Raw genomic sequence first — 26,425 nt, 5'->3', positions numbered from 1 at the left:
GCCGGAGTAACCGGACCGCTATCCGGCGGCCCGGTCCGCGTTGGCGTGGACGGCGTCCCGGATGTACTCGCCGAGGCCCGGCCGCTGGTCCGGCTCGCGCACCAGGAAGCCGAGCTGGACCGGTTCGGTCGCGTACAGCCGGGCGAGCTCGCGGTGCGTCGTGAGGTCGCAGTCGCCCATGAACGCCGCGAGCATCCGGCGGTGTTCTTCCGCGAGGTCCATCGCCGAAGAACTGTCGGCGGGCGCGCCGGAGTCGAAGACGGCGAGCAACCGCCGGACCCAGTCTTCCCGGCTCTTCTCCGCTTCGAGCCATTCCTCCTTGGACCGCGGCCGGGCCGCCGCCCGCCACTGCGGGGTATCACCCCATCGACGGACGGCCTCCTCCGCGTAGCCCTCCGGCTCACGGAACTCGCCGAAGACCTCGAACCGCTCCTCCGGGGTCAGCGCGTTCCCGGCCTCCTTCGCCGCGATCACCCGCTCGACGGATTCGGCCATCCGCGTCAGCTCGCCGATCCGGTCGGCGAGCAACGCGCGCTGACGCCGCAGGTGCTCCAGCGCGTCCACGCCCGGGTCTTCGATCACCTTCGCGATCGTTTCGAGGCCGAAGCCGAGTTCCCGGTAGAACAGGACGCGCTGGAGGCGGTCGAGGTCGTCGTCGCTGTAGCTGCGATACCCCGCGGCCGTCCGCCCGCTCGGGGACAGCAGGCCGATCTCGTCGTAGTGGTGCAGCGTGCGCACGGTGACGCCCGAGAGCGCCGCCACCTTCCCGACCGGATACCCCATCGGGCCAGCGTAGGCGAGTTCAGCGCTTCCTGGTCCGCAGATAGTCGCCGACCACGGCGGCACCGAGCCCGTCGAGGTCGGGAGCGACCACCCGGCCGCCGGAGCGGCGGGCGAGCAGGTCGACGAACTCCGTCAGCCGCGGGTCGTCCCCGAGCCGGAACACCGTCACCGACGCGCCCAGCTTCGCCATCCGGTCCACTTCGGACAGGGTCTTCAGCAACGTCCTCGGCTGGGGCGGATAGTCGAATTCCGCCGATCCGTCCGGTTCCAGATGCGCGGTCGGCTCGCCGTCGGTGACCATCAGGACCACCGGCTGCGCGTCGGGATGCCGCCGCAGATGCCGTCCGGCCAGGAGCAGCGCGTGGTGGGCGTTGGTGCCCTGTTCCCAAGCGCCTTCCAGGCCCACCAGTTCGGCCAGCTCGACCGATGTCGCGTAGCGGCCGAAGGTGATCAGCTGGAGAGCGTCGTTGCGGAACCGGGTGCTGATCAGCTGGTGCAGCGCGAGCGCCGTCCGCTTCATCGGCAGCCAGCGGCCCTCCTGCACCATCGACCACGAGGTGTCCACGAGCAACGCCACCGCCGCGCGCGACCGGTGCTCGGTCTCGATCACCTCGACGTCGGCGACGTCCATCCGGACCGATCGCTCCCCCACCGAAACCGAGCGCAGGACGGAGTTGCGGACCGTCCTGGAGACGTCCCACGGCTGCATGTCCCCGAACCGCCACGGCCTGGTCGCGCCGGTCGGTTCGCCCGCGGCGCCGGCGGACTCGGTCTCCCGCTGCCCGGTCTTGCCCCGCAGCGTGTTCACGACGTCCGCCAGAGCCGTCTCGCCCAGCCGCCGCAAAGCCTTGGGCGACAAGCGAAGCGTGCCATCGGGAGCACGTTCGAAAAGTCCCTGCCGCCGAAGCTCGCGTTCCAGTTCGGACAGCCGCCGCGCGTCGACACCGGCGTCCGGCCCGAGCTGGCGTTCGAGCGCGTCGACGTCGATGTCCTCCAGCCTGGCGCCGGGATACGACTGGCCGAGCTGCTCGGCCAGCGCATCGAGTTCGGCGAGATCGGACATCGCCCGGGCACCCTCGCCGAGACCCATCGGATCGTTGCCACGGAACCGTTCCGAAGACGTCCAGTCCTCGCCGGGCCGCAGCGACCGCAGCTGGGCATCCAAAGTGGACAGTTGCTGCGCGAGCCGAGGGTCGCCGAACGCCTGCTGGGACAGTTCGGCCAGTTCGGCCCGCTGTTCCGGGGTCATCGAGTTCAGCATCCGCTGCGCGGCCGCGGCGCGGGCGGCGAGGACGTCGATCAGCTCCTCGACGTTTTTCGGGTTCTCCGGGAAGAACTCGCCGTGCCGGCGCATGAACTCCGCGAACCGTTCCGGGACGTCCTCACGGCCCTGGGCGTGCGCGGCCAGGAGGTCGTTGAGGTCGGCGAGCATGCGGTTCGCCTGCTCGACCTGTTCCGGCCCGGCGTTCCGCAGCGCCTCCTTCATCCCTTCGAACCGGGAATCCAGCAGCTCACGGCCGAGCAGGTCGCGGATCTTCTCGTAGTTCTCCCTGCCCTCCCGCGAACGCCAGTCGTACTCGGCGAGTTCGCGCACCGCCGCGGCCGTCCCCGGTGGCAACGCGTCCAGCTGCGCCTCGCGGAAACGGGCGTCGTCGTCCGGATCTGGGAACAACTCGCGCCGCTCGGCCTCCAGCGCCTGGTCGAGAAGCCGCTGGACCTCTTGGAGCGTGCCGTCGAGCCGGTGCCGTCGCTGGATCTCCGACCGCCGCTGCCAGAGCCGCCTGGTCAGTTCGTCGAGCCCCGCGGTGCGCGGGGTGCCGCGCCGCAGCAGCTCTTCGAGCGCGGACCGGGGCGACGCGCCGGCCATGACGTCGCGACCGATCTCGTCGAGCGCGTCCCGCAGATCGGCGGGCGGCGCCAGCGGATCGGGGCCGTCGTGCCACGGCCCGTACGAATACCCCTCCGGGAGGAAACTCATCGGCCGTAGACGGTCGTCGAGTCGTCCGAGTCCTTGGCGAGTCTCCTCGACAGGAACAGGGATTCCAGCGCCAGCTCGACCGCGGCCGCGATACGCCCGGCCGGTTCGTCCGGTGCGACGCCCGCACGCGCGGCGACGTCGTGCAGGACCGGCAGTTCCGGCAGCGCGGCGAGGACGTCCTTGCCGGGTACGCGTTCCCCGGTGGCGACAAGATGCCCGGACTCGACGGCGTCGGCCAGTGGCAGCAGGTCCAGGCCGGCGAACCGCGAGCGGGCCGTCTCCGCGACCGCCCGGCGCAGCAGGTGCACGAGGTGTTCGGTCTCGCGTCCCTCCTCCCCCGGCTCGAATTCGAGCTTGCCGCGCAGGACGGCGGGCACGGCGTCGAGATCGACCGGGCGCGCCACCGCGGGCTCCTCGCCGGTCAGCGCGGACCGGCGCAACGCCGCGGCACCGACCGTTTCCGCCGCCGCGACGGCGAACCGCGCCGAAACGCCGGACCGCTGGTCGATCACCGGCGACTCACGCAGGTTCCGCACGAACCGGGCGAGCACCTCCAGCAGTGGCTCGCCGACCTCGGCGACCAGATGGGCCTCCTGCCGCACGACCGCGATCTCCGCCTCGACGTCGAGCGGGTAGTGGGTGCGGATCTCGGCGCCGAACCGGTCCTTGAGCGGGGTGATGATACGGCCGCGGTTGGTGTAGTCCTCGGGGTTGGCGGTCGCCACCAGCAGCACGTCCAGCGGCAGGCGCAGGGTGTAGCCGCGCACCTGGATGTCGCGTTCCTCCATCACGTTCAGCAGCGCGACCTGGATGCGTTCGGCTAGGTCCGGCAGTTCGTTGATCGCCACGATGCCGCGGTGGGCGCGCGGCACGAGTCCGAAGTGGATCGTCTCGGGATCGCCAAGGCTGCGGCCTTCCGCGACCTTCACCGGGTCGACGTCGCCGATGAGGTCACCGACCGAGGTGTCCGGCGTGGCCAGCTTCTCCGTGTACCGGTCTTCGCGGTGACGCCAGGTCACGGGGAGGGCGTCGCCGAGTTCGGCGGCGCGACGGCGCGATTCCGGGGTGATCGGGTCGAGCGGGTGCTCGCCCAGCTCGGCACCCTCGATGACGGGCGTCCATTCGTCGAGAAGTCCCACGAGGGTGCGCAGCAGCCGGGTCTTGCCCTGGCCGCGTTCGCCGAGGAGGACGACGTCGTGGCCGGCCAGCAGCGCGCGTTCCAGTTGCGGCAGCACCGTGCGGGAGAAGCCGACGATCCCGGGCCAGGCGTCTTCGCCGTCACGCAGCTTGGCGAGCAGGTTGTCGTGCAGTTCTTGGTTGATCGACCGCGGCAGGTGACCCGCCGCGCGGAGGTCCCCGGCGGTCCGGGGCAGGTTTGCGGGAACATCGTTCACCCGTTCGACGCTACGTCGCGAGCGTGGCCGCTGTCGACGTGAAGCAACTCCAGCTCCGCGTCGAACGACCAACGCGACCCTTTCCTGGTCTTACCGAAAGCACGACTAAAATCAGTCCGGTGTGCCGTCCTAGTGCGACCCTCGCGGTCTGGTCTTCGGCGTGGCTGAACGGAGCCGCGGCCTCCGACGACATCCTTGACGCCCTGCAGGTCTGGGGCGAAGCCCACGACTTCGTCGCCGCGGACGCGGCCGCCGCCGAGGCGTTCGATCTGCCGCTCGCGTTCAACCGGGCCGCGACCCCGGTCCAGCTGCTGCTCGCCCTCCGTTCGCAGGGGGCGAAGAGCATGCAGCTGGTGCTCCCGGTGCCCGGGGACGTGCGGGGGCTGGGTGGCGGCGGGCCGTTCGCCAAGGCGGCGTTGCGGACCGGCGAGGCCGTCGTGCTGCCGGATCTCGGCTACGGGGTGGTCCCCGAGGCGATCGCCGAAGGTCTCATGCGCTGGACCGTGTACTCGGTGCCCATGCCCGGCGTCCTCGAATACCGCCCGCTGGGCGAGGCGGAACACGGCCTGACCGACGCGATCCGCGCGAGCGCGGGTGCGCTGCAGGCGCTGGACGTCGCCAGCGAACGGCCAGGCGTGCGTGCCGAGCTCTCGGCACGGCTCCGCGCGGCCACCGACGCGCCCTGGCCCGCCGGAATGCCGAGCCGGGCGCTGCGGGTGCTCCAGCGGTCCCAGGAGATCGCGGCGATCCTCGCCATCGCGGAATCCGACGATCCGGGTGGCGCGCTCTCGTCGTCGGCGGCGCTTCGGCGGGCGGAGGCCCTGCGGCCGCTGACCGAAGCCGTCCGCAACGCCCGGTGCGCGGCGATCAACGAAGCGGTGCGGGTGTTCGCCGAGCAGGGTGACAGGCACCCGTAGCCGGGTTCAGGCGGCCACGGTGTGCTCCCGCCGGATCCGTTCGGCGTACCGGACGGACCACAGCGAAAGCCCGCCGATGACGGCGAGCAGCAGGATCACGCTGAGCGCGTTCATCACGTCGGCGGACAGGGTGTAGACCAGAGGCACCCGGACCGCGGCTTCCAGCAGCAGCGCCACTCCCCACACCGCCGACATCCGGGTGAACGCCCGCCGGAAGGCGGGGACCTCGTCGCCGAGCCGGTCGATCTCCGCGCGTTTCGCCGCACTGGAACCGGCCCGCACCGCGACGAGCATCATGGGCGTGCGGCTGAAGCAGCTCAGCAACAGCACGATCGCGGCGGTCGCGGTGGCGAAGGATTCCTTCAGCAGCAAGAACTTCACGTCACCGGTGACCAGCGAGAGCACGAGTCCGACCCCGAGCACACCGGCCAGCAACGCGGCGAAGCCGTCGAACGACCGGTCGCGCAAGGCGACCCACGCGATCCGCGCCGCCGCCAGTCCCGCCCCGGCGAGCAGCGAAATCTGCTCGCTCTGGCCGGCGAGCCGAAGCCCGTAGTACGCGGCCAGCGGGAGCGCCACGTCCCAGAGCAGCAACGACAGCGTGGGATTCCTGCCGCGCGCGGTCACGAGTCCGCTTCGCAGTCGGCCAGGAACTTCAGGACCCGCGTGTTGACCTCGGCCGCGGATTCGCCGGCGATGGCGTGGGTCGCCGACGGCCACAGTTCGACCTGTCCCCGCGGCAGAAGCTCACGGGCGCGGGCGGCCGCGCGGTCCGGATCGTGGATGACGCTGCGCCCGGCGATCAGGGCCAGCACGGGCATCCGTAGCGAGCGCAACTGTTCGTCGGTGAACAACTTCGGCGATGGCAGGGCGATGCGGTAGGTCCGCATTCCCTCGTCGATCACCCGCGCGACCGGATCCGTGGCATCGACCTCCGCGCCACCGGAGATCCAGGTGAGGAACGACGGCCGGGCCCAGCGGTTGACGACGGGGATCGCGGTGAGGGTGGCGCGGACGACGAGTCCCGGGGTCAGTCCGCCGAAGGTCAGCACGGGGTCGATCACGGTGAGCGACCTCAGCCGTTCCGGCGCCCGCACCGCGAGGTTGGCGGCGAGCCAGCCACCGAACGAATACCCGATCAGGTGGACCGAGGGTAGGTCGAGTTCCGCGAGCACCGTGCTCAGCCATGCGGCCTGATCCTCGCCGTCGCGGATCGGGATGGTCTGTTCGCTGCGGCCCGGCTCACCGATGAGGTCCACCGCGTAGACCTCGCCGTGCCCGAGCAGCGCCGCGAGGTTGGGCTCCCACATCACCGCGGTGCCCGCGCGACCGGGCAGCAGCACGATCGGTGTCCCGCCCGGTTCACCGAACCGGTACACGCGCGCCACCCCGAACGTCGTCTGGATGTCGTGCACACCGGTCGGTGCGGGCAAGGCCGCCAAACCTCGGTCATAGACGGCCTCGTACTCGGCTCGCGCCGCCGACGAGGCGAAACCGCCCACCTTCATTCGCACCCCTCCTCTTTACGGTACGATCGGATTGTAAACAGTCGGTGAGAAGTTTGCAATCCGATCGGACTGCCAAAAGGAGGAGTGGGTGCCCAAGCGAGTCGATCACGAGGACCGGCGGCGGCAGATCGCCGCGGCCGTTCGCCGCATCGCGGCCGACCGGGGACTCGAAGGGGTCAGCCTGAACGAAGTCGCGGCCGAAGCCGGTATCTCGAAAGGCTTCGTCCAGCACTACTTCGCGTCACGGGACGACATGCTGCGCTTCGCGGCGACCACCCTCCGAGGTGGGATCGAGGAGCGCATCGCCACCCCGCTTCGTGTCCGCGACCTGCTCGTCGCCTTGCTCCCCCTCGACGACGCCGGACGGGACGACGCGCTGGTCGCCAACGCCTTCCTGGTGCGCGCGCTCAAGGATCCGGAGATCGCCGGTCACTTCCGGACCGGCCACGGACTGCTTCGCGACACGGTGGCGGCCCTGATCGCCGCTGCCCAAGCGGACGGCGATCTCGCCCAGTCCGTCGACCCGGCCGCCGAAGCCACCCTTCTGCTGGCGCTGGTCGCCGGCCTCGGTGACGCGGTGCTGCTCGGCTACCAATCCGGCGACGAGGCCATCGCGCTGATCGATCTGCACCTGTCGAGGATCGCCGCCTGACCTAGCGAGCCCGGCATCTGGTCCCAGGTCCGTGAAGGCCTCCTTGCCTACCCTGAAGGTAGGGAAGGAGGCCTTCACGGACTTCACAGCGAGCAAGGCGGCGAGGGCAAGGCATTTACGGGCGCGCGGGCCTCTTCGCGGGCTCGCAGCAGCCGACCGCACAAGGCGCCCCGTTGATCGTGCACCCGGCCGCCGGGAACGACGACAGCTTCCGCGCCGGCGCCCCGTCGATGTGCTCCCGGATCAGCTCCACGACGAGCTCCGCGAACCGCGGGTCGGTGTCCGGAGTCGCAGCCCGCGCGAAGCCCATGCCGTGCTCCGCGGCCCGCTCGGCGGCCTCGTTGTCGAGGTCCCAGATCACCTCGAGGTGGTCGGACACGAAACCCACCGGGCAGACGACGACCGAGGTCACGCCTTCCGCGTGCAGCGCGTCGATGTGGTCGACGATGTCCGGCTCCAGCCACGGCACCTGCGGCGGGCCGGAGCGCGACTGCCAGACGACGTCGTAGGTCTCGATCCCCGCTTCCGCCGCGACGAGCCGGGCCGCTTCGGCGATCTGGCGCGAGTAACGCCGTCCGCCTTCCGAAGGCGGTCCGGACGCCTTGTCAGCGGACTCGGGCACCGAGTGCGCGCAGAACACCGTCCTGGTCCCGGGCTGGTTCCCCAGCTTCGCGTGCGCGGCCCGGACGGCGTCGGCGAAGGCGGCGATGAACAGCGGGTGGTCGAAGAACTGCCGCAGCTTCACCAGTTCCGGCGCGCCGTCCCCGACCGACGCGCGGGCACGCTCGATGTCCTCGTCGTACTGGCGGCAGGCGGAATAGCCGCCGTACGCGCTCGTCGGGAAGACCAGGACGCGCCGAGCGCCCGCCTCTGTGATCTCGGCCAGGGTGTCCTCGACCATCGGCCGCCAGTTGCGGTTGCCGAAGTGGACGGGCAGATCGATCCCGGCGGCCGCGAGTCGCTTCTCGACCGCGGAGATCGCGTCCCGGTTCAGCCGGTTGATCGGCGAGACCCCGCCGAAGTGCTGGTAGTGCTCGGAGACCTCGAGCAGCCGTTCCCGGGGGACCCCCCGGCCCCGCGTGACGTTCTCCAGGAACGGCATCACCTCGTCGGGTCCCTCGGGACCACCGAACGAAAGCCAAAGCAGCGCGTCGTAACCCACCCCGTCATCTTGCCGTTGTGGCGCCCCGCACGCTGACCCGGCCCGTTTTGAACCGACCGATCCAAAACCTGGTACGGTCGCTGCCATGGCCAGGCCGAAGGAATTCGACGAGCGCGCCGCGGTCGGGCGCGCCACGGACGCGTTCTGGGCGCGCGGTTATGAGGGCACGTCGACACAGGCCCTCTGCGAAGCCACCGGTTTGGGCCGCAGCAGCATCTACAACACCTTCACCAGCAAGCACGCATTGTTCATGCGCGCGCTCGATCACTACGCCGAACGCGGGATCACGGCCAGGACCGCCTTGCTGGAGGAATCCGGGACCGGCGTCGAGCGGTTCCGCGCCCTGTTCGCGTACACGATCGACGAGGAAGTCGAGCATCCCGGCCGAGGCTGCCTCGTGGTCAACACGGTGGCGGAGTTCGGCGAGCGCGATCCCGAGGTCAAGGCGCGGATCGACGCCGACACCCGGCGGCACATCGCCCTTCTTTCGGCCTGCGCCAAGGAAGGACAGCTGGACGGGACGATCGACGGCGGTCGCGAGCCCGGCGCCGTCGCCGAGTTCGCGCACAGCACTGTCGCCGGGCTCCGGCTGATGTCCCGGCGCGGCGCTGGACGAGCGGCCATGGAGGCCGTCGCGGCCATCGCGGTGGACGCGATCGCCGCGAAGTAGACCGAACGAACCCTTGTGCGCGACGCTGCCCACATTTTGGACCGAACGATACAAAACTGGAGGGATTTCCCGTGCCTTTGGCGGTCTGCGTACTCGGGCTGAGCGTGTTCGCGCTCGGCACCTCCGAGTTCATGATCACCGGCCTGCTCCCCGGGATGGCGGTCGATCTGAACGTCGGCATCCCGGAGGCCGGGCTGCTCATCTCGGCCTTCGCGATCGGCATGGTCGTCGGCGCTCCCCTGCTCGCGATCGCGACACTGAGGGTGCCGAGGCGCGCCACCCTGATGGCCCTGCTCGTCGTCTTCGGGCTCTCGCACGTCGTCGGCGCGCTGGGCTCGGGGTACGCCCTGCTCTTCGTGACGCGCGTCGTCAGCGCGGTCGCGTGCGCCGGATTCTGGGCGGTCGCGGCGGCCACCGCGGTCGCGCTCGTCCCGGTCGAGCGCCGCGGCCGCGCGCTGGCCATCCTGGTCGGCGGCCTCACCGTCGCGAACATCGCCGGCGTCCCCGCCGGGACCTTCCTCGGCCAGCACGCGGGCTGGCGGGCGGCGTTCTGGGCGGTCACGGCGCTGACCGTGGTCGCGCTGATCGGGGTCTTCGCCCTGGTCCCGGAGACCCAGAAGGGTGAGGACAAGACCGACGTCGCGACCGAACTGCGGCTCTACCGGGGCGGCCGCTTCTGGCTGGCGCTCGGCGTGATCGCGCTCGCGCAGGCGATGATCTTCGCGACCTTCAGCTACCTCGCGCCCCTGCTGACCGAGGTCGCCGGGCTGCCGGAAAGCTGGGTGCCGGGCGTGCTCTCCCTGTTCGGGCTCGGCGCGCTGATCGGGATCGCCGCCGGCGGCAGGCTCGCCGACGCGAGGCCCTTCGCGACCCTCTACGGCGGCCTCGCCGTCGCCCTGCTCGCCCTGGTGCTGCTCGCGGTCTCCGGTCCGGCGACGCCGGTCGCGATCTTCGCCGTCTTCCTCTTCGGCGTCGCCGGGTTCGGGATCAATCCCGCCTTGAACGTCCGCGCCTTCGCCGTGGCGGGCAACGCCCCCACGCTCGTCGGCGCGAGCACGACCGCCGCGTTCAACGTCGGCAACACCGTCGGCCCGTGGCTCGGCGGCGAGTCGATCGACGCCGGACTCGGCTACCCGAGCGTGGCATGGGTGAGCGTCGGGCTCGGGGTCGCCACCGTCGTCGCACTCACTTTCGCAGCCGGTGTCCAGCGCACCGACGATACCCGCCTGCTCCGTGAACCCGTTACCCAGTAAGGAGAATCATGTCCGAACGCACCAAGGCCACCCTCGACGAGTTCTTCCGCCGAATGTCCACAGGAGACACTGACGGCGCCACGGAACTCTTCGCCGACAGCGTCGCGTGGGACATCCCCGGCGCGACGGATCTGGTCCCGTGGATCGGCCCGCGCCGGAACCGGGCGGAAATCCGTGAGTTCTACGACCTGCTCGACAAGGGCCTGATCAAGGACCGGTTCGACGTCGAACGCGTCTTCGTCGACGGGCCGCACGCGGTCGCGATCGGCCGCCTGCGCTCGACGATCCGCAGCACCGGCAAGGTGATCCAGACGGCCTTCAGCCTCGAGTTCGAAGTGGACGACGACGGCCGGATCACCAAGTACCTGATGCTCGAGGACTCCTGGCACGTCGCGAACGCCGTCCTGCCCTGACGCGCGTGAAGGCCCCCTTCCCGCGGCTGAGCCGAGGGAAGGAGGCCTTCACGCGCATCGAGACCTAGATGCCGAGGGCGTGCACTCCGCCGTCGACCATGATCATCGAGCCGGTGGTCGCAGGCAGCCAGTCCGACAGGACGGCACAGACGGACTTCGCCGTCGGGTCCGGGTCGGAGCTGTCCCAGCCGAGCGGCGCGCGGTCGCCCCAGCCCTCCTCCAGCTCGGAGAAGCCCGGGATCGACTTCGCGGCCATGGTCTTCATCGGGCCGGCGCTGACCAGGTTGACCCGGATCCCCTTCGGCCCGAGGTCACGCGCCAGGTACCGGTTCACCGACTCCAGCGCCGCCTTCGCCACGCCCATCCAGTTGTAGACGGGCCACGCGACGCGCGCGTCGAAGTCCATGCCGACGATCGACGAGCCGGGCGAGAGCAGCGGCAGCGTCGCGACAGCCAGGGACTTGAACGAGAACGCCGAGACGTCGACGGCCACCTTCACGTCCTCGCCCGGGGCGTCCAGGAACGGCGCGCCGAGGCAGGACTGCGGGGCGAACCCGATCGAGTGCAGCACGCCGTCGAGCCCGTCGACGTGCTCACGCACGCGGTCGGCGAGCGAGTCGAGGTGCTCCTGGTTGGTGACGTCCAGCTCCAGCACCGGCGCCGGCTCGGGGAGCCGTTTGGCGATGCGCTCGACGAGCGACAGCCTGCCGAAGCCGGTGAGCACGACCTTCGCGCCCTCCTGCTGCGCGATCTTGGCCGCGTGGAACGCGAGCGAGGCGTCGGTGATGACGCCGGTGATCAGCAGGCGCTTGCCTTCGAGCAGTCCTGGCACGGGACCTCCAGTCCGGAGTGGTTTGCGATCGGTACGGGAAAACGGGGACGTCAGTGGCCCATGCCGAGGCCGCCGTCGACCGGCAGCACCGCACCGTTGACGTAACCGGCCTCTTCGGAGGCGAGGTAGCGGACGGCGGCGGCGATCTCCGACGGCTCGGCGTACCGGCCGGAGGGAACCTGGGCGAGGATCTCCTTCTTGCGGTCCTCGCCGAGCTCGTCGGTCATGTCCGTGGCGACGAAGCCCGGCGCGATGACGTTCGAGGTGATGTTGCGCGAGCCCAGCTCACGCGCGAGCGAGCGGGCGAGACCGACGAGGCCCGCCTTGCTGGCCGCGTAGTTGACCTGCCCGGCCGAACCGGTGAGGCCCACGACGGACGAGATGAAGATGTAGCGGCCCCACTTGCCCCGCAGCATGCCGCGTGAGGCGCGTTTGGCGACCCGGTACGCGCCGGTGAGGTTGGCGTCGACGACGCGGGTGAACTGCTCCTCGCTCATGCGCATGAGGAGGGTGTCGTCGGTCATCCCGGCGTTCGCGACGAGGACCTCGACCGGGCCCTGGTGCTCCTCGACGAGCTTGAACGCGGCGTCGATCTGCTCGGCGTCCGTGACGTCGGCCTGCACCCCGAAGAGGCCTTCGGGCGCGCCGGAACCGCGGTGCGTGATCGCGACCTTGTGCCCCTGCGCCGCGAGGTCCTTCGCGATCGCCAAACCGATGCCGCGGTTGCCGCCGGTGACCAGTACCGACCGTCCCACTTCAGCTCTCCTCGCCTCGTCCTGTCGCGCTGACGGCACTGAGGTTATCGGCTCGCCAGGTTCGCGCCGGAGCCGCGCCACCCCTACCTCCGGGTAACCGCGACCGTCCTAAGCGGATGTTAGGAACCGCGCCGAAACCTTGCCCGGCGGTCACGGATTGTTCACCGTGAGCCGGAACACAGGAGGTCAAAGATGACAACCCGGATCGGCGAAGCGTCGCCGCCCGTGAGCGAACGTCGAGTCGTCGGCAACGTGCTGCGCGGCTCGATCGGCAACCTGGTCGAGTGGTACGACTGGTACGCCTACGCCGCCTTCACCACGTACTTCGCGAAGTCCTTCTTCCCCACCAAGGACACGACGGCGGCCTTCCTCGGCACCGCGGCGGTGTTCGCGGTCGGCTTCCTCATGCGGCCACTCGGCGGCTGGATGCTGGGCCGGTTCGCCGATCGCTTCGGGCGACGAAGCGCACTCGTGCTTTCCGTCACGTTGATGGCGACGGGGTCGCTGATGATCGCCGTGACGCCGACCTACGCCACGATCGGGATCGCCGCGCCGATCCTGCTGCTGGTGGCCCGGCTCATCCAAGGACTCTCGGTCGGCGGCGAGTATTCGACCTCCGCGACCTATCTGTCCGAAGTGGCCACTCCGGGCAAGCGCGGCTTCTACTCCAGCTTCCAGTACGTGACGCTGTACGGCGGCCAGCTGCTGGCGCTGGGCCTTCAGCTGCTCCTGCAGGCCGTGCTGACCGAGCAGCAGCTGACCTCGTGGGGCTGGCGGATCGCCTTCGTCGTCGGCGCGCTCGCCGCGGTCGTGGTGATGATCCTGCGCCGGGGAATGGACGAGTCGGCCAGCTTCGAGGAGACCAAGGCCTCCGGCACCGGCAAGGACGCGGGCGACAAGGGCACCCTGCGCGCGCTGATCAAGTACCCCAAGGAGATCGCGCTCGTCGTCGGCCTCACGCTCGGCGGCACGGTGTCGTTCTACACCTTCGCCACCTACAGCCAGAAGTTCATGGAGAACACCGCGGGCATCCCGCGCCGGACGGTCACGCTGATCCTGTTCTGCGCGATCCTCGTCGCCGCGATCCTGCAGCCGTTCGCGGGCAAGCTCTCCGACCGCATCGGCCGCCGTCCGCTGCTGATGTTCTTCGGGATCGCCGGCACGCTGCTGACCGTCCCGATCATGACGCTGATGGGCGGGACGAAGCAGCCGGTGCTCGCCTTCCTGCTGATGCTGGCCGGGCTGGTGATCGTCACCGGGTACACCTCGATCAACGCGATCGTGAAGGCCGAGCTGTTCCCGACGAAGATCCGCGCGATCGGCGTCGGTCTCCCCTACGCGCTCACCGTAGCGATCTTCGGTGGCACCGCCGAGCTCATCGCGCAGGCGCTCAAGGGCGCGGGCCACGAATCGGTGTTCTTCTACTACGTCGCGGGCTGTGTCCTGGTGTCGCTGATCGTGTACGGCACAATGCGGGAAACCTCGAAGACCTCGGAGCTGGACAAGAAGAAGCGGCCCGAGCCCGAGCTCGTGTCCGGCCGCGAAGGCTAGGCGGGAAGGTGTGGCCGTGCGGGTGCTGCTCGTCGAGGACGACGCCGGTGTCGCCGACGCGCTCGCCGAAGCGCTGCAGTCACGCGGCCACACCGTCTCCCACGCGATCCGCGGCAGCGACGCGCTGCACCGGCACCGCGCCGCCGACGTGATCCTGCTGGATCTCAACCTGCCCGACATGCACGGGCTCGACGTGCTCAGGAAGGTCCGTCAGGTGTCGCCGGTACCGGTGCTCGTGCTCACCGCGAGCGGGGACGAACGGTCCGTCGTGCGCGGGCTGCGGCTCGGCGCCGACGACTACCTGACCAAACCCGTCCGCCTCGCCGAACTGCTGGCGAGGATGGACGCGGTCGTCCGCCGTGCCTCCGTCTCCGCGGCACCGCGGGACGGTGTCGTGCGCGTCGAGGACGTCGAGATCGACCTCGGCGCGCGGCGAGTGCTGGTCGACGGGCACGACATCGGGCTCACCGCCAAGGAGTTCGCCGTCCTGGCGGTACTCGCCGCCCGGCCGGGCACCGCGGTGAGCCGCCAGCAGCTGATGGACGAGGTGTGGGGCGACGCGTACCTCGCCGTCTCCCGTTCGCTCGACGTGCATCTGACCCAGCTGCGCGCGAAGCTCGACCGGCCGGGCCTGCTGACCACCATCCGGGGTTTCGGCTACCGGCTGGGCCGGGACTGACCGGTGCGCACCCGGCTGCTGGTCGTCCTCGTCGCCCTCGCGCTGACGGTGGTCGCCGCGTTCGCGATCCCGCTGTTCGGGTCGACGGCCGCACAGCGCACGCAGCAGCTCGTGATCGCCCGCAACGCCGACGTCGACCGGTTCGTCGTCCTCGCCCAGCAGGCGGTCGACGCCGCCGACCCGACCGCGCTGGCGGTCGACGCCGCGCGGTATTCGTCGTTATACGGCGAAGCGGTCGTGGTGGTCGACGCGCGCGGCGTGCCGCTGGTCGAAACCGGTGGGATGACCGCCGCGGAACCGGTGGTCCGCTCGCTCGTCGAGGCGGCGCTGCGCAACCAGCCCGCGAAAGGGCCGGAACAGCTCAGCCCGTGGTCGGCGGATCCGGTCCATTTCGCCCGTCCGGTGGGCACCGGGACCCGGGTGGCCGGTGTGGTCGTGCTCCGCGCGTCGGTGACCACGGCGGCGGCCGACGTCGCCGCCCGCTGGGCCGCGATCGTCGCGGGCGCGGTGCTGGTCGCGGCGGTCTTCGTACTGCTCGCCGTCCTGCTGGCCCGCTGGATGGTGCGGCCGTTGCACGAACTGGAGACCGGCGTGCAGGCGGTGACCGAAGGACATCGCGCGCAGGTCCCCGAGCGGGCCGGGCCCCGGGAGCTGCGGTCGCTCGCGACGTCGTTCAACCGGATGTCCGACGCCGTCGTCGAGTCGGCCGAACAGCAGCGGCGGCTGGTCGCGGACGCGTCGCATCAGCTGCGGAATCCCATGGCCGCCTTGCGGTTGCGGGTGGATTCGCTCGCCGCGCAGGTCGACGGCGACGGCCAGCGGGCCTACCGGGCGACCGTCGCGGAGGTCGAGCGCCTGGAATCCCTGCTGGACGGGCTGCTCGCGCTGGCGCTCGCCGAAAGCGCCGCGACCCGGCTGGCCGCGGGCGAATCCGGCGACGAACCCTGCGATCTCCCCGCCGTCCTGGCGGAACGGGTCGACGCGTGGCGGCCCTCGGCCGAAGACGCGGGAGTGGGCCTCGCGGCGTCGGAAGGCCACGACGAGCCGGTGCCCGTGCGGTGCGAGGAAAGCGAACTGGCCCAAGTGCTGGATGTCCTGCTGGACAACGCGGTGCACTACGCGGGACGCGGCGCCACGATCACCACCGGCTACGAAACCGGCGACACGACGGCGACGCTCTTCGTGTCCGACAACGGTCCTGGACTGTCCGAAGAGGACAGAGAACGCGCGACCGAACGCTTCTGGCGTGCCGGTGGCGATGGCGCCCCGCGCGGCACAGGCCTCGGCCTCGCGATCGCGAGCCAGCACGTGCTCGCCAGGGGCGGGAAACTCGAACTGCGCGAGGCGGAACCGCACGGCCTCGAAGTCCGCGTCGAACTCCCTCTAGCGGCAGGGGAAAAGCCATGACCGTCACCAGGCGCACCGCACTCCTCGCCGGGCTCGCGCCACTCGCGGGCTGTTCGGCCGCGGGCTACCGAGGTCCGGAGCGAGAGGTCGTCATCGCGGCGGGCGAGAACGGCGGGTTCTATCTGGCCTTCGCGGAACTCCTGGCCCAGCAATTGAACCGGGCGGAACCACGGCTGCGGGCGAGCGCCGTCGCCACCGAGGCAAGTGTCGAGAACCTGCGTCGGCTACGGGACGGCAGAGCCGATCTCGGGCTCGTCCTCGGAGACGTCGCCGAGTCCGCTTTCCTCGGCGCGGAGCCGTTCTCCGTCCCGATCGCGTTCTCGGCCATCGGCCGCGTCTACGAGAACTACCACCAGCTCGTCGTCCGGGTGGACGGCGGTGTGCGGTCGCTCGCCGATCTGTCCGGGCGGCCGGTGGCGATGGGCGCGAGCGGGTCCGGCGTCGCGGTGTTCAGCACCCGTCTGTTCGCCCGCGCCGAAGTGCCCGTGAAGGCCAAGAACCTGCTCCTGGGCGAAGCGATCAACGCGCTGGCCGCGCACGAGGTCGACGCGCTGCTCTGGTCCGGCGGGATCCCGACCCCCGCGCTCACCGAACTGAACCGCACCACCCCGATCACGCTCCTCCCGCTCGACGGTCACCTTCCCGCCCTGCGCGCCGGCTACGGACCCGTGTACGACCAGGTCCACGTCCCGGCGCAGGCCTATCAGGGTGTCGGCGAGCTGCGGACGATCGGCGTCGCGAACCTGCTGCTGGCCGCTCCGTCACTGCCCGACGACGTCGCGGCCGCAGTGGCGCGGGTGCTGGCCGGGCACGCCGCCGACCTCGTCCCCGCGGCCGCCGTAGGAACGCAGTTCCTCGACGTCCGGACGCTGATCGGTACCGGGAAGGTCCCGCTGCATCCCGGGGCCGCTTCGGCCTACCGTGCCCTGCACGGGTGATCACGGCTCCATCTTCAGAGGGATGCGCGTCGCACTGGGGCGCTGCCAGGGTCGGAAGCAGGCGGTCACCGGGCCGCTCCGATCCGAAAGGACTCCCGCAGTGGGATTGAGACACACCAGGGTGGTGCGGGGTTCGGCGCTGATCGCGGGCCTCGCGCTCGCGGGCGGGCTCGCGACGGCGGCCCCCGCCGTCGCGGCCGACCAGGCCAAGCTCACCGCACCGGCCCTCACCGGCCCCTACGACGTCGGCACCACCGACCTCCACCTCGTCGACCCGTCCCGCGCCGATCCGTGGAAACCGGAGCGGCGACGGGAGCTCATGGTCACCGTCACCTATCCGGCGGACCGGTTCGCCGACGGCCCGCGAGCACCGTGGCTCGCGCCCGGGGTGGGCTCCGTCCTCGACCAGGTGCTGGCGAGCGAGGACTACCTCGGTCTGCCGGCGGGCTCCATCGACTGGGCTTCGGCGAAGCGGCGGGCCGAACTCGGCGTGCCCGTGGCGCATGGCGCGCCGAAGCCCGTCACGCTCTTCTCCCCGGGCTTCGGCGGCCCTCGTGAGACGTACACGGCGATCGTCGACGACCTGGCCAGCCGTGGTTACGTGGTCGTCTCGCTTTCGCACACCTACGAGAGCGCCGCGGTCGAATTCCCTGGCGGAAGGCTCGAAACGGCCGTCTCGGGCGAAGGTCCCGAGTTCATGAAGAAGGCGCTCGACGCCCGCGTCGCCGACAGCCGGTTCGTCCTCGACCAGCTGGCGAAGATCACCCGCGGGCAGAACCCGGACGCGGAGAACCGGCCGCTCCCCCGCGGGCTCGGCTGGTCGCTCGACCTGTCGCGGGTCGGCGCCTACGGCCATTCCTACGGCGGGTTCACCGCGGGCGAGACGATGGTCCACGACCGGCGCATCGATGCCGGGATCAACCTCGACGGCGCGATGGCGAGCGCGATCGGCTACCCGCCGGGCAGCGTCTACGTGCCCGGAGAGGTCACCAAACGCGGCCTCGACCGGCCGTTCATGCTGATGGGCGCCGAGGGCACCGACGAGACCGGCAAACCGCTCGAACACACGCACCGGCATCCCGAATTCGACCGCAGCTGGGCGGATTTCTGGGCCAACCAGCGGGGCTGGAAGCGTGATCTGTACCTGCGCGGCGGCAGCACGCACATGGCCTACAGCGATCTGCAGGTCGTCGTGCCGCAGCTGGGTTCGCGAGTGACGCCGGAGAAGCGGGAGGCGGTCATCGGCACCATCGATCCCCGCCGTTCGGTGGCCGCGCAGCGGGACTACATCGGCGCGTTCTTCGATCTGCACTTGAAGGGCCGGGACCGGCATCTGCTCGATGGCGAGTCGCCGCGTCATCCGAACATCGATTTCATCGACTGACCGGACGCGCGTGAAGGCCCCCTTCCCTCGGCTCAGCCGCGGGAAGGGGGCCTTCACGTAGGTTGGAACCGTGACAGAGCCACGGAAACCGATCGTCGAGATGCCGCTGCGCGTGCGCTACCACGAATGCGACGGGCAGGGCATCGTGTTCAACGCGCACTACCTCGCCTATGTGGACATGGCCATGTTCGAGGCGGAAAAGGCCCTCTTCGGCTCCCACCAGGAGGCGCTGGCCGCCGGTGTCGACGTCGTCGTCGCCGAATCGAATCTCCGCTACCGCGCGCCTTGCCGTTACGACGACGAACTGGTCGTCGCCGTGTACCTGAACCACCTCGGCACGACGTCGCTGATCATCGACTTCGAGATCACTCGCGACGGCCGGCCGTGCGCGGAAGTCAAGACCCGCTACGTCTTCGTCGACCCGTCGACGCTCACGAAGGCGGCGCCGCCCGCGGCGGTACGCGAGGCGTACGCCGCCTTCGTGCCCGCTCAGGCGGACTGAACGCCGGGCCGCCGGTCTTCGACGACGTAACTGGCCCGCGTGCTGATCGGCGCTCCGGGGGTGTTGACGAACGGCACCACGCGGAAGTCGCTCCGCCAGCGCTGCCGGTTGACGTTCACCCGGACGTAGCCCCGCTGGCTGTTGAAGAACTTCATGTGCGGGTTGGCCTTCAGCAGGGTCTCACCGCCGGGCGTCATGTCCGCGCCGTTGCCGCCGCTGGTGATCGACGTCCCGACGAACTCGCTCGCCACGGTCGGCGAACCGGGGTCGCCGAAGTCGCGCTTGAGGTCCCAGGCGTAGTTCTGGTGCCGGTCGCCGGTGATGACCACCAGGTTCCGCACCCCGCGGTCCTGCGCCGCGGCCAGCACGCGGTCGCGGTCGGCGACATAGCCGTCCCACGGGTCGAGGTAGACGTTCGTGGCCTCGCCCGCGTCGGTGTCGGTCTGGCCCATCGGCGCCTGGTTGCCGAGGATCTGCCACCGCGCGCGGGACCGCGAGAACCCGTCGAGCAGCCACTGCCGCTGCTCCGCGCCGAGCAGGGTGCGGTTCTCGTCGAACCGCTCGGTGCAGTTCGCCGACTGGCCGTCGCCGCACGGCTGGTCGTCGCGGTACTGGCGGGTGTCGAGCATGGTGAAATCGGCCAAGGTGCCGTAGCTGAGCCGCCGGTGAAGCCGCGCGTCCGGCCCCTTCGGCAGCTGGGCGATGCGGTACGGCAGGTGCTCGTACATCGCCTGGAACGCCTCGGCCCGCCGCTGCCGGAACACCGCGCGATCCTGGTCCGGTTCCTTGTCGATCTGCGAGATGTCGCCGGCCCAGTTGTTCTCGACCTCGTGGTCGTCGTTGACGTGGATCCACGGGAAGGCGGCGTGCGCGGCCATCAGCGGCGCTTCGGACTTGTAGAGGGCGTACTGGAGCCGGTAGCGGGCCAGGTCGAACGTCTCGCCCTTGAACTGCGATCCCACCGGCGTCCCCCGGCCGACCCCCGTGACACCGCTTTCGTAGAGGTAGTCGCCCAGGTGCACGACCAGGTCGAGATCCTCGGCCGCCATGTGGTCGTACGCGGTGAAGTGCCCGGCCTCCCAGTTCTGACACGACGCGAACGCGAAGTTCAGCTCGCGCGGCGACGACCAGGCGACCGGCGCCGTCCGGGTGCGCCCGACCGGCGAGATCACGCCGCCCGTGCGGAAGCGGTAGAAGTACTCGTGATCCGGCGCGAGACCGTGGACCTCGGGGTGCACGGAGTGACCGAGTTCGGGCGTGGCGACCACGGAGCCGCGGCGGACGACGGCGCGGAAGCGCTCGTCGAGCGACACCTCGTACTCGACGCGGACCGGCGTGCGCGGCATACCGCCGAACCCGTCGGCCTCATAGGGCTTCGGCGCGAGCCTGGTCCAGAGCACGACGCCGCCGGGCAGCGGGTCGCCCGAAGCGACACCGAGGGTGAACGGGTCGCCGGCACCGCGAGCGAGCGGCATCGCGCCGGCGGCGTTCCAGGCACCGGTCCCCAGCAGGACGGCGGCAGCGCCGGCGGAGCCATAACCGAGGAAGCGACGCCGCGACAGGGGGTGAGGGAGCGAAGGCATGTAAGCCCTCCTGTGGTGGGATGGTCACGGGCGGGCCTCATGCTCGTCCGGCTTGATGGCCGCCCGGCCGCGCTCAGGCGAAGCGCCCGTGAACGAAAGACGATCAACCCTCGTGTTCCGCATCCTGTTCTACCGCCCCGAAATCCCGCCCAACACGGGTAACGCGATCCGCTTGACCGCGAACACCGGCTGCGAGCTCCACCTGGTGGAGCCGCTCGGTTTCACACTGGAGGACAAGCAGTTGCGGCGCGCCGGTCTCGACTACCACGACCTCGCGCGCGTCCACGTCCACGCGGATCTCGACGCGGCGTGGGCGGCTTTGCTGCCCGCCCGGGTCTACGCGTTCAGCGCTTCGGCGACGCGGCTGCACACCGACGTCGCGTACGAGCCCGGCGACGTCCTGATGTTCGGGCCGGAGTCGGCGGGGCTGCCCGCCGAGATCCAGGAGTCCCCGCAGGTGACGGACCGGGTGCGGCTGCCGATGCTTCCGTCGAGCCGGTCGCTGAACCTTTCGAACACCGCTGCGATCAGTGTGTACGAGGCTTGGCGGCAGAACGGCTTCGCGACCCCGTAGTCGCCCGGATGTCATGAAAGGGCCGTTCAGGACATCTTTTGTCCTGAACGGCCCTTTCATGACACGTCGCGAGCCGGCTAAGGCAGACGCTGCCCCAGGAAGAGCGAAGCCGCGGCTCCGATCATCAGCACCAAAGTCCCGAGGATGACCCAAGGACGACTCGCGTCGGCGTCCTTGAGCTCGTACCCGATCTGCTCGCCGAGGTCGTCGTACACGCGTTTCAGCTCGTCCGCGCTCGCCGCCTTGTAGAAGTCGCCGCCCGAAAGCCGCGCGATCTCCTCCAGCGATTCGTCGTCGACCTTCACGTCCTGCGGTTTGCCGTCGATGTCGACCGAACCGTGCGTGGTGCCGAACGAGATCGACGAGATCGGCACCTGCGCCTGCTTCGCCGCCTGAGCGGCCGTGTAGCCGCCACGCGGGGCGTACAGGTCGTCCGGGACGGTCTGCTTGCCGTCACTCATCAGGACGATCCGGGCGGGCGGCGGACCTTCCGCGCCACCGACGATCGCCGAGAAGCTCTCGATCGACTGCAACGCGGCGAAGATCCCTTCACCGGTGGCCGTCGACTGCGCCAGCTTCAGGTTGTCGATCGCCTTCACCACGCCACCGCGATCGGTGGTCGGCGCGACCAGCACGGTCGCCGTCCCCGCGAAGGAGATCAGCCCGAGGTTCACGCCAGGAGTCATGTTCTGCGCGAACGACCGCGCCGACTCCTGCGCCGCCTTCAGCCGGGTCGGGGCGACGTCGGTCGCCTCCATCGACAGCGAGGTGTCGATCACCAGCATCACGGTGGCCCGGTTGCGGGGCACCTTCTGCTCGGCCGTCGGCCCGGCGAGCGCGACGGTGAGCACCAGCAGCGAGAGCACGATCAGGATCGCGGGAACATGCCGCACCCAGCCCTGGCTCTTCGGCGCGACCTTCTCCAGCAGTTCCAGGTTGGCGAACCGCATGGTGCGCTTGCGCCGCGCGCGCTGGGACAGCACGTAGCCCACGACCACCCCGGCGACCGCCAACAGCAGCAGGAACCACCACGGCGACGCGAATCCGGTGAGGCTCACGCGACACCACCGGACCAGCGGCGCTTGCGGGCCACCACGAACCGGACCATGTCCGCGATCCAGTCCGAATCGGTGCGCAGCACCAGATGCGCGGCACCGGCCCGGCGCAGCGCGGCCGCGACCTCCTGCCGGTGTGCGTGCGCCGCGGCGCCGAATTCCTTGCGCAGCAAGGCCGAAGCGTGCACTTCGCGCTGTTTCCCTGTCTCCGGGTCGGCCAGCACGACGGTGCCCACGTCGGGCAGGTCGATGTCGCGCGGGTCGAGGACTTCGATGGCGATGAGGTCGTGGTGCCCGCCGAGCGCCCGCAACGGACGCTGCCAGTCGGTGTCGCCGAGGAAGTCGGAGATCACGACGGCGAGCCCGCGACGGCGCGGCGGACGGCGCAGTTTCTCCAGTGCCGCGGCGAGATCCCCGCGGACACCTTCCTCGGCACGCGGGGTCTCGGCGATCTTGCGGACCAGCCCTCGCGCGTGCGGGAGCCCGCCGCGCGCCGGGATGCGCGTGATGCTGCCCGCCCCGTTGGAGACGAGCGCGCCGATCCGGTTGCCGCCACCGCCGGTCAGATGCGCGACCGCGGCCGTCGCGCAGACGACCAGGTCACGCTTCTCGCACAGCGCCGTACCGAAGTCGAGGCTCGCGGACACGTCCGCCACCAGCCACGTCTCCAGTTCGCGGTCGGCGACGGTCTCCCGGATATGCGGGCTCGTCGTGCGCGCGGTGACCGCCCAGTCCATCCGGCGGACGTCGTCACCGGGCTGGTACGGCCGGGCCTCCCCCGGTTCCGAACCGGGCCCCGGCACCAGGCCGAGATGGTTGCCCTGCAGCAGCCCGTCGAGACGGCGGCGCACGTCGAGTTCGAGCGTGCGCAGGCCCGCCTCCATCCGCTCCCCGCGGAGTACCGGCGGAGCCCAGGAAGGACGTTCGCCCTTCTCGTTCTTCACGCTCGATTCCTTACCTGACCGGTGCGCCGGCCGGGACCGGGCCACCCTGTCCGGCGCCGCCCTGCGGACGGGCCGAGACCTGCGGCAGCGGCACGGTCTGCAGCACCCGCGTGATGATGTGGTCGATGGGGACGCCGTCGGCCAACGCGTCGTAGGACAGCACGAGCCGGTGACGCAGCACGTCGGGAACGACGTCGACGACGTCCTGCGGCAGCACGTAGTCCCGCCCGCGGACCAGCGCCAGCGCGCGGGCCGCGGCGATGATGCCGAGGCTGGCACGCGGCGAGGCGCCGTAGGACACCCAGCCCGCGACATCGGCGAGGCCGTGGTCGTTCGGCGTACGGGTGGTGAGCACGAGGCGCACGACGTAGTCGACGAGCGCGTGGTGCACGAAGACCTGCGAAGCGACGTTCTGCAGCCGCACCAGCTCGGCCGGGCTGAGCACCTCTTGCGGGGTCGGCGGGGTGACACCCATCCGGTAGATGATCTCGCGCTCTTCCTCGGCCGTCGGATATTCGACGACGATCTTGAACAGGAAGCGGTCACGCTGCGCCTCGGGCAGCGGATACACACCCTCGTTCTCGATCGGGTTCTGCGTGGCGAGCACGAGGAACGGGTCGGGCATCGGGAAGGTCTGGCCGCCGATCGACACATGCCGCTCAGCCATCACCTCCAGCATCGCCGACTGCACCTTGGCGGGCGCGCGGTTGATCTCGTCGGCGAGCACGAAGTTCGCCACCACCGGGCCGAGTTCGACGTCGAACCGTTCGGCGCCCTGCCGGTAGATCCGGGTGCCGAGGATGTCGGCGGGGACCAGGTCCGGGGTGAACTGCACGCGCGAGAACGAGCCGCCGACCACTCGCGCGAAGGTCTCGACGGCGAGGGTCTTCGCGACGCCGGGCACACCTTCGAGCAGGAGGTGTCCCCTGGCCAGCAGGCCGACCAGCATCCGCTCGACCAGCCTGTCCTGGCCGACGATGATCCGCTTGACCTCGAACACGGTCCGCTCCAGCAACTGGGCGTCCCGCGCCGGCGTTCCGGGCTGCTGCTGCGCGCCGTCGGCGTAGCCGGGCTCGGTCACTCGTGCCTCCTGTGTTCCCCGCTTGCGTTCTTGCGTCCGGATGTGACCGTAGTGGTCGGTGACACAGCCGTTCGTGACGGTAGCCAACCCGATCAGCGGTATGACGGCTGTGAAGGGGCCTCGCCGCGGAATTTCACCAGGTCGTCCCACGCCTGTTTCGGATGCATCGCCATCCGCTGCCGGACGACGGCGAGCCGGTGCAGACCGGGCGTCAGCCGGTCGCCGGTCAGCGTGTCGTCGAAGACCTCCAGCACGGTCGCGCAGAACAGCACGAAACAGCCGCTGTGCCAGCGCAGATCGCTGATCGCGGCGGCGTCGGCGTCGCCGCCGGCCACCAGCCGTTCGGCGATCGCGGCCAGCGCTTCCGGCTCCTCCGTGCCCGGGATGCCGAGCAGTTCCGTGGTCAGCGCGACCAGTTCCGGCGAGCGGTCCAAGGTGGCCGCGGTGGCGATGAAGGCACGGGCCTTTCCCGCCAGCTCCCCCGTGACGAGCCTGCGCGCGACGACCTCCAAAGACGGCTGATAGACCTCGTTCGCGAGATCGACCATCTCGGTGGCGCAGCGTTTGAGGTCGCGGGGCAGGCCTCCCGACAGACAATGCGCCAGGTAGCAGAACTGTTCGGAGATCCCCCGCAACCGCAAGGCGATCCAGAGCCTGCTTTCGTCCAAAGTGAACGGTTCGAGCCGCACCATCTCCGAGAACGCGCTGTCGAAGGCGTCCCGGACACCGAGCCCCCGCTGTTCGAAACCGAGGACGGCGTCGTCCGAAACGGACACGAAGAACAGGCACCCCGGAACGTCGAAGACACCCTTCACGTCGTTGATGAACTGATGCGCCTTGTCGGGCTCGCCGATCTTGTCCAGTTCGTCGATCGCGATCACGACCCGGCCGGCGACCCGCTCCACGTCGAGCCGCCGAGCCGCCTCCTCGGCGAACTCGCGGAACTTGTCCACGACCTCCGGATGGGTGAGCTGCTGTTCGGCACGCTGCGTCGACCAGGTGCGGCCCGCTTCCCCCTTCAGCGGCATGCTGAGCTTCCCGGACCACCCGGTCGTGTAGGTCTGCAGGAACCGGATCCGATCGAGTTGCTGTTCGGTGAGGCGACGGAAGCCCGCCAGGCGGAGGTCCCGGCGGCGTGCGATCAGCAGCCGGACGACCGCGGCCCCGGCCGCCACCACGCCGAACACCAGCCGCAGCAGGAACAGCGACACCACCCCGAGGGCGACGAGCTTCGCTGTGGGCTGTCCCGTCCACACCTGCTGAGGTGTCACCCGCCCGTTCACGACATCGAGGGCGAGCGTCCGGAGGTCCGGCCACGGCGTCCCGCCCCACAGCAGCCAGACGGCCGACGCCGCCACTCCCCAGAACACCAGGAACGCCAACGCCTTCCTGAGTGAGCGCCCGAGCATCCGCCGCCGACGGAGCCTGCCGGACACCGTTCGCGAACCCTTCGAGATCTTCGCCAGCACCGCCTTGCAGAGCAACGCGTGCAGGTGCAGCACGAAGTCGCGGGCCTCGTACGCGGCGGGCGCGGAGGCGACCACGACCAGGGGCGCCGCCCGGTCCGACCGGCTCAGCAGGCCCTGTTCCAGCGAGCGGATCGACGTGGTCTTGCCGGTCCCCCGGTGCCCGGCGAGCGCGACGGCCACCGAATCCGCCCGATCGACGATCCGCCGCAGCCGTTTCACCGCGGCCGTCCGCACGAGCCCCGCTTCCAGCTCCGCCGAGGCGTCCGGCTCTTCGAAGACGAGCTCCAGGCCCGAGCGGATCCGCCGGTGATCCCGCAGATGGTCCCGGAGCGCGGGCAGGACGATCTCCCGCAGCGCGAACTCCCACCGGTCGACAAGGCCGACCATCTCCGGATGCGCCCACTCCTCGGTGCGCTGCCAGCCCTCGGTGACGAAGAGCCCGGGGATCCGGCGGCCGATGACCAAGACGGCCATCCCGATCACGCCGCCGAGTCCCAGTACGCCGACCAGCTGGAACGGCACCGGCATCGACGACCACGTCAGCTGCAGGATCCGGAGGTACCCGACGAGAAGCGCGCAGGTCACGAGCAACCAGCCCGCCTCGCGGACGGTCACCCGCCGGAACGGGAGGCGCCGGGGCCGTTCGAAGGCCACGTCCGCCCGTTCCCGCTCCATCCGGATCCGCGCGAGCGCGGTGACGTCGCCCAGAACGGCCGTGCGGGCGTCTTCGGCGCGAAGTCCCTCCCTGCGGAGTCCCGAAGCGACTTCCGGTTCGGTGAGCGCCTCGTCGAGCACGGCCTCCAGCGCGAGCAGCGCGGACCACGTGTCGAAATCCTCGATGAATCCCTCGCCGTCGCGCAGGAGGTCCGACTCGTACTCGTCCGGATGCAGGTCGCTCACCGGCTTATGATGCCGAACCTCCCGCCCGCGTTCCCCGGTTC

Annotated in this window: 25 protein-coding genes; 12 read left to right on the top strand and 13 right to left on the bottom strand. The window is 70.4% G+C overall.

The window, feature by feature from the left end:
* Positions 1–18 precede the first annotated feature (18 nt).
* Genes ED92_RS13150 through ED92_RS13140 form a run of 3 tightly spaced genes read right to left on the bottom strand, consistent with a single transcriptional unit; the run spans position 19 to position 4,155 of the window.
* Complete coding sequence (locus ED92_RS13150; protein WP_037337443.1) at positions 19–783, bottom strand: MerR family transcriptional regulator; 765 nt, start codon at positions 781–783, stop codon at positions 19–21.
* Between the two features lie 19 nt (positions 784–802).
* Positions 803–2,761, bottom strand: a complete 1,959-nt coding sequence (locus ED92_RS13145) for a VWA domain-containing protein (protein WP_037337440.1) — start codon at positions 2,759–2,761, stop codon at positions 803–805.
* On the bottom strand, positions 2,758–4,155 hold the full coding sequence (locus ED92_RS13140; RefSeq protein ID WP_037337436.1) for an ATP-binding protein: 1,398 nt from the start codon (positions 4,153–4,155) through the stop codon (positions 2,758–2,760). Before ED92_RS13140 ends, ED92_RS13145 begins: the two co-directional genes overlap by 4 nt.
* A 119-nt stretch (positions 4,156–4,274) precedes the next feature.
* Here ED92_RS13140 and ED92_RS13135 point away from each other — a divergent pair, with 119 nt between their 5' ends.
* Positions 4,275–5,072: a hypothetical protein gene (locus ED92_RS13135; RefSeq protein WP_037337435.1), complete on the top strand. Its 798-nt coding sequence runs from the start codon at positions 4,275–4,277 to the stop codon at positions 5,070–5,072.
* Between the two features lie 6 nt (positions 5,073–5,078).
* On the opposite strand, the gene ED92_RS13130 is transcribed toward ED92_RS13135, so the two are convergent.
* Together ED92_RS13130 and ED92_RS13125 are read right to left on the bottom strand one after the other, a co-directional pair.
* Complete coding sequence (locus ED92_RS13130) at positions 5,079–5,699, bottom strand: VC0807 family protein (RefSeq protein WP_037337433.1); 621 nt, start codon at positions 5,697–5,699, stop codon at positions 5,079–5,081.
* Positions 5,696–6,580: an alpha/beta fold hydrolase gene (locus ED92_RS13125; protein WP_037337431.1), complete on the bottom strand. Its 885-nt coding sequence runs from the start codon at positions 6,578–6,580 to the stop codon at positions 5,696–5,698. The genes ED92_RS13130 and ED92_RS13125 overlap by 4 nt, the downstream gene beginning before the upstream one ends.
* A gap of 88 nt (positions 6,581–6,668) precedes the next feature.
* On the opposite strand from ED92_RS13125, the gene ED92_RS13120 reads away from it, so the two are divergent.
* On the top strand, positions 6,669–7,232 hold the full coding sequence (locus tag ED92_RS13120; RefSeq protein ID WP_037337429.1) for a TetR/AcrR family transcriptional regulator: 564 nt from the start codon (positions 6,669–6,671) through the stop codon (positions 7,230–7,232).
* A 115-nt stretch (positions 7,233–7,347) separates the two neighbouring features.
* On the opposite strand, the gene ED92_RS13115 is transcribed toward ED92_RS13120, so the two are convergent.
* Positions 7,348–8,394, bottom strand: a complete 1,047-nt coding sequence (locus ED92_RS13115; protein WP_037337426.1) for a ferrochelatase — start codon at positions 8,392–8,394, stop codon at positions 7,348–7,350.
* An 85-nt stretch (positions 8,395–8,479) separates the two neighbouring features.
* Here ED92_RS13115 and ED92_RS13110 point away from each other — a divergent pair, with 85 nt between their 5' ends.
* The 3 genes from ED92_RS13110 (at position 8,480) to ED92_RS13100 (ending at position 10,730) form a co-directional block, all read left to right on the top strand.
* On the top strand, positions 8,480–9,064 hold the full coding sequence (locus tag ED92_RS13110) for a TetR/AcrR family transcriptional regulator (RefSeq protein WP_037337424.1): 585 nt from the start codon (positions 8,480–8,482) through the stop codon (positions 9,062–9,064).
* Between the two features lie 71 nt (positions 9,065–9,135).
* Positions 9,136–10,317 carry a Cmx/CmrA family chloramphenicol efflux MFS transporter gene (locus ED92_RS13105; RefSeq protein WP_037337422.1) on the top strand — a complete coding sequence of 394 codons (1,182 nt, stop codon included), beginning with the start codon at positions 9,136–9,138 and terminating at the stop codon, positions 10,315–10,317.
* Between the two features lie 8 nt (positions 10,318–10,325).
* Positions 10,326–10,730, top strand: a complete 405-nt coding sequence (locus ED92_RS13100; protein ID WP_037337420.1) for a nuclear transport factor 2 family protein — start codon at positions 10,326–10,328, stop codon at positions 10,728–10,730.
* 64 nt (positions 10,731–10,794) lie between these two features.
* Here ED92_RS13100 and fabI read toward each other — a convergent pair whose 3' ends face one another.
* Complete coding sequence (fabI, locus tag ED92_RS13095; RefSeq protein WP_037337418.1) at positions 10,795–11,562, bottom strand: enoyl-ACP reductase FabI; 768 nt, start codon at positions 11,560–11,562, stop codon at positions 10,795–10,797.
* 50 nt (positions 11,563–11,612) lie between these two features.
* A complete protein-coding gene (gene fabG, locus ED92_RS13090; protein ID WP_016334125.1) occupies positions 11,613–12,317 on the bottom strand; it encodes a beta-ketoacyl-ACP reductase in 705 nt (234 codons plus the stop codon).
* A gap of 192 nt (positions 12,318–12,509) precedes the next feature.
* Between fabG and ED92_RS13085 the strand changes: the two genes are divergently transcribed.
* The 6 genes from ED92_RS13085 to ED92_RS13060 all read left to right on the top strand — a co-directional run bounded on the left by ED92_RS13085 (position 12,510) and on the right by ED92_RS13060 (position 18,778).
* On the top strand, positions 12,510–13,868 hold the full coding sequence (locus tag ED92_RS13085; protein ID WP_037337416.1) for an MFS transporter: 1,359 nt from the start codon (positions 12,510–12,512) through the stop codon (positions 13,866–13,868).
* Between the two features lie 10 nt (positions 13,869–13,878).
* Complete coding sequence (locus tag ED92_RS13080) at positions 13,879–14,547, top strand: response regulator transcription factor (protein WP_037337413.1); 669 nt, start codon at positions 13,879–13,881, stop codon at positions 14,545–14,547.
* A gap of 3 nt (positions 14,548–14,550) precedes the next feature.
* Complete coding sequence (locus ED92_RS13075) at positions 14,551–15,954, top strand: HAMP domain-containing sensor histidine kinase (protein WP_037337408.1); 1,404 nt, start codon at positions 14,551–14,553, stop codon at positions 15,952–15,954.
* Positions 15,951–16,892, top strand: a complete 942-nt coding sequence (locus tag ED92_RS13070) for a TAXI family TRAP transporter solute-binding subunit (protein WP_037337405.1) — start codon at positions 15,951–15,953, stop codon at positions 16,890–16,892. Before ED92_RS13075 ends, ED92_RS13070 begins: the two co-directional genes overlap by 4 nt.
* Positions 16,893–16,992: 100 nt before the next feature.
* Complete coding sequence (locus tag ED92_RS13065) at positions 16,993–18,276, top strand: lipase (protein ID WP_152610922.1); 1,284 nt, start codon at positions 16,993–16,995, stop codon at positions 18,274–18,276.
* Between the two features lie 70 nt (positions 18,277–18,346).
* Complete coding sequence (locus ED92_RS13060) at positions 18,347–18,778, top strand: thioesterase family protein (RefSeq protein ID WP_037337399.1); 432 nt, start codon at positions 18,347–18,349, stop codon at positions 18,776–18,778.
* Here ED92_RS13060 and ED92_RS13055 read toward each other — a convergent pair.
* On the bottom strand, positions 18,766–20,361 hold the full coding sequence (locus ED92_RS13055; protein WP_037337397.1) for an alkaline phosphatase: 1,596 nt from the start codon (positions 20,359–20,361) through the stop codon (positions 18,766–18,768). The genes ED92_RS13060 and ED92_RS13055 overlap by 13 nt on opposite strands.
* A gap of 112 nt (positions 20,362–20,473) precedes the next feature.
* Here ED92_RS13055 and ED92_RS13050 point away from each other — a divergent pair, with 112 nt between their 5' ends.
* Complete coding sequence (locus ED92_RS13050) at positions 20,474–20,935, top strand: tRNA (cytidine(34)-2'-O)-methyltransferase (RefSeq protein WP_037337394.1); 462 nt, start codon at positions 20,474–20,476, stop codon at positions 20,933–20,935.
* Positions 20,936–21,012: 77 nt separating this feature from the next.
* On the opposite strand, the gene ED92_RS13045 is transcribed toward ED92_RS13050, so the two are convergent.
* From ED92_RS13045 to ED92_RS13030, 4 genes are all read right to left on the bottom strand, one after another.
* Entirely contained in the window at positions 21,013–21,993 is a 981-nt protein-coding gene (locus ED92_RS13045) for a VWA domain-containing protein (RefSeq protein WP_037337392.1), read from the bottom strand.
* On the bottom strand, positions 21,990–22,874 hold the full coding sequence (locus ED92_RS13040) for a DUF58 domain-containing protein (protein ID WP_235213319.1): 885 nt from the start codon (positions 22,872–22,874) through the stop codon (positions 21,990–21,992). The genes ED92_RS13045 and ED92_RS13040 overlap by 4 nt, the downstream gene beginning before the upstream one ends.
* Positions 22,875–22,944: 70 nt before the next feature.
* Positions 22,945–24,015 (bottom strand): MoxR family ATPase, encoded by a 1,071-nt coding sequence (locus ED92_RS13035; protein WP_037305078.1) that lies wholly within the window; start codon positions 24,013–24,015, stop codon positions 22,945–22,947.
* Positions 24,016–24,107: 92 nt separating this feature from the next.
* Positions 24,108–26,384 (bottom strand): hypothetical protein, encoded by a 2,277-nt coding sequence (locus tag ED92_RS13030; protein ID WP_037337386.1) that lies wholly within the window; start codon positions 26,382–26,384, stop codon positions 24,108–24,110.
* Positions 26,385–26,425 lie beyond the last annotated feature (41 nt).

The organism is Amycolatopsis sp. MJM2582 (assembly GCF_000754115.1).
Lineage (GTDB): Bacteria > Actinomycetota > Actinomycetes > Mycobacteriales > Pseudonocardiaceae > Amycolatopsis > Amycolatopsis japonica.
This window is presented reverse-complemented; position numbering and strand designations above follow the sequence as displayed.

Excerpts from the sequence above, each read along its gene's own strand:
- ED92_RS13085 (WP_037337416.1), top strand. The coding sequence starts at position 12,510 with ATGACAACCCGGATCGGCGAAGCGTCGCCGCCCGTGAGCGAACGTCGA.
- ED92_RS13145 (WP_037337440.1), bottom strand. The coding sequence starts at position 2,761 with ATGAGTTTCCTCCCGGAGGGGTATTCGTACGGGCCGTGGCACGACGGC.
- ED92_RS13070 (WP_037337405.1), top strand. The coding sequence starts at position 15,951 with ATGACCGTCACCAGGCGCACCGCACTCCTCGCCGGGCTCGCGCCACTC.
- ED92_RS13125 (WP_037337431.1), bottom strand. The coding sequence starts at position 6,580 with ATGAAGGTGGGCGGTTTCGCCTCGTCGGCGGCGCGAGCCGAGTACGAG.
- ED92_RS13055 (WP_037337397.1), bottom strand. The coding sequence starts at position 20,361 with ATGCCTTCGCTCCCTCACCCCCTGTCGCGGCGTCGCTTCCTCGGTTAT.
- ED92_RS13150 (WP_037337443.1), bottom strand. The coding sequence starts at position 783 with ATGGGGTATCCGGTCGGGAAGGTGGCGGCGCTCTCGGGCGTCACCGTG.
- ED92_RS13110 (WP_037337424.1), top strand. The coding sequence starts at position 8,480 with ATGGCCAGGCCGAAGGAATTCGACGAGCGCGCCGCGGTCGGGCGCGCC.
- ED92_RS13100 (WP_037337420.1), top strand. The coding sequence starts at position 10,326 with ATGTCCGAACGCACCAAGGCCACCCTCGACGAGTTCTTCCGCCGAATG.
- ED92_RS13040 (WP_235213319.1), bottom strand. The coding sequence starts at position 22,874 with ATGGAGGCGGGCCTGCGCACGCTCGAACTCGACGTGCGCCGCCGTCTC.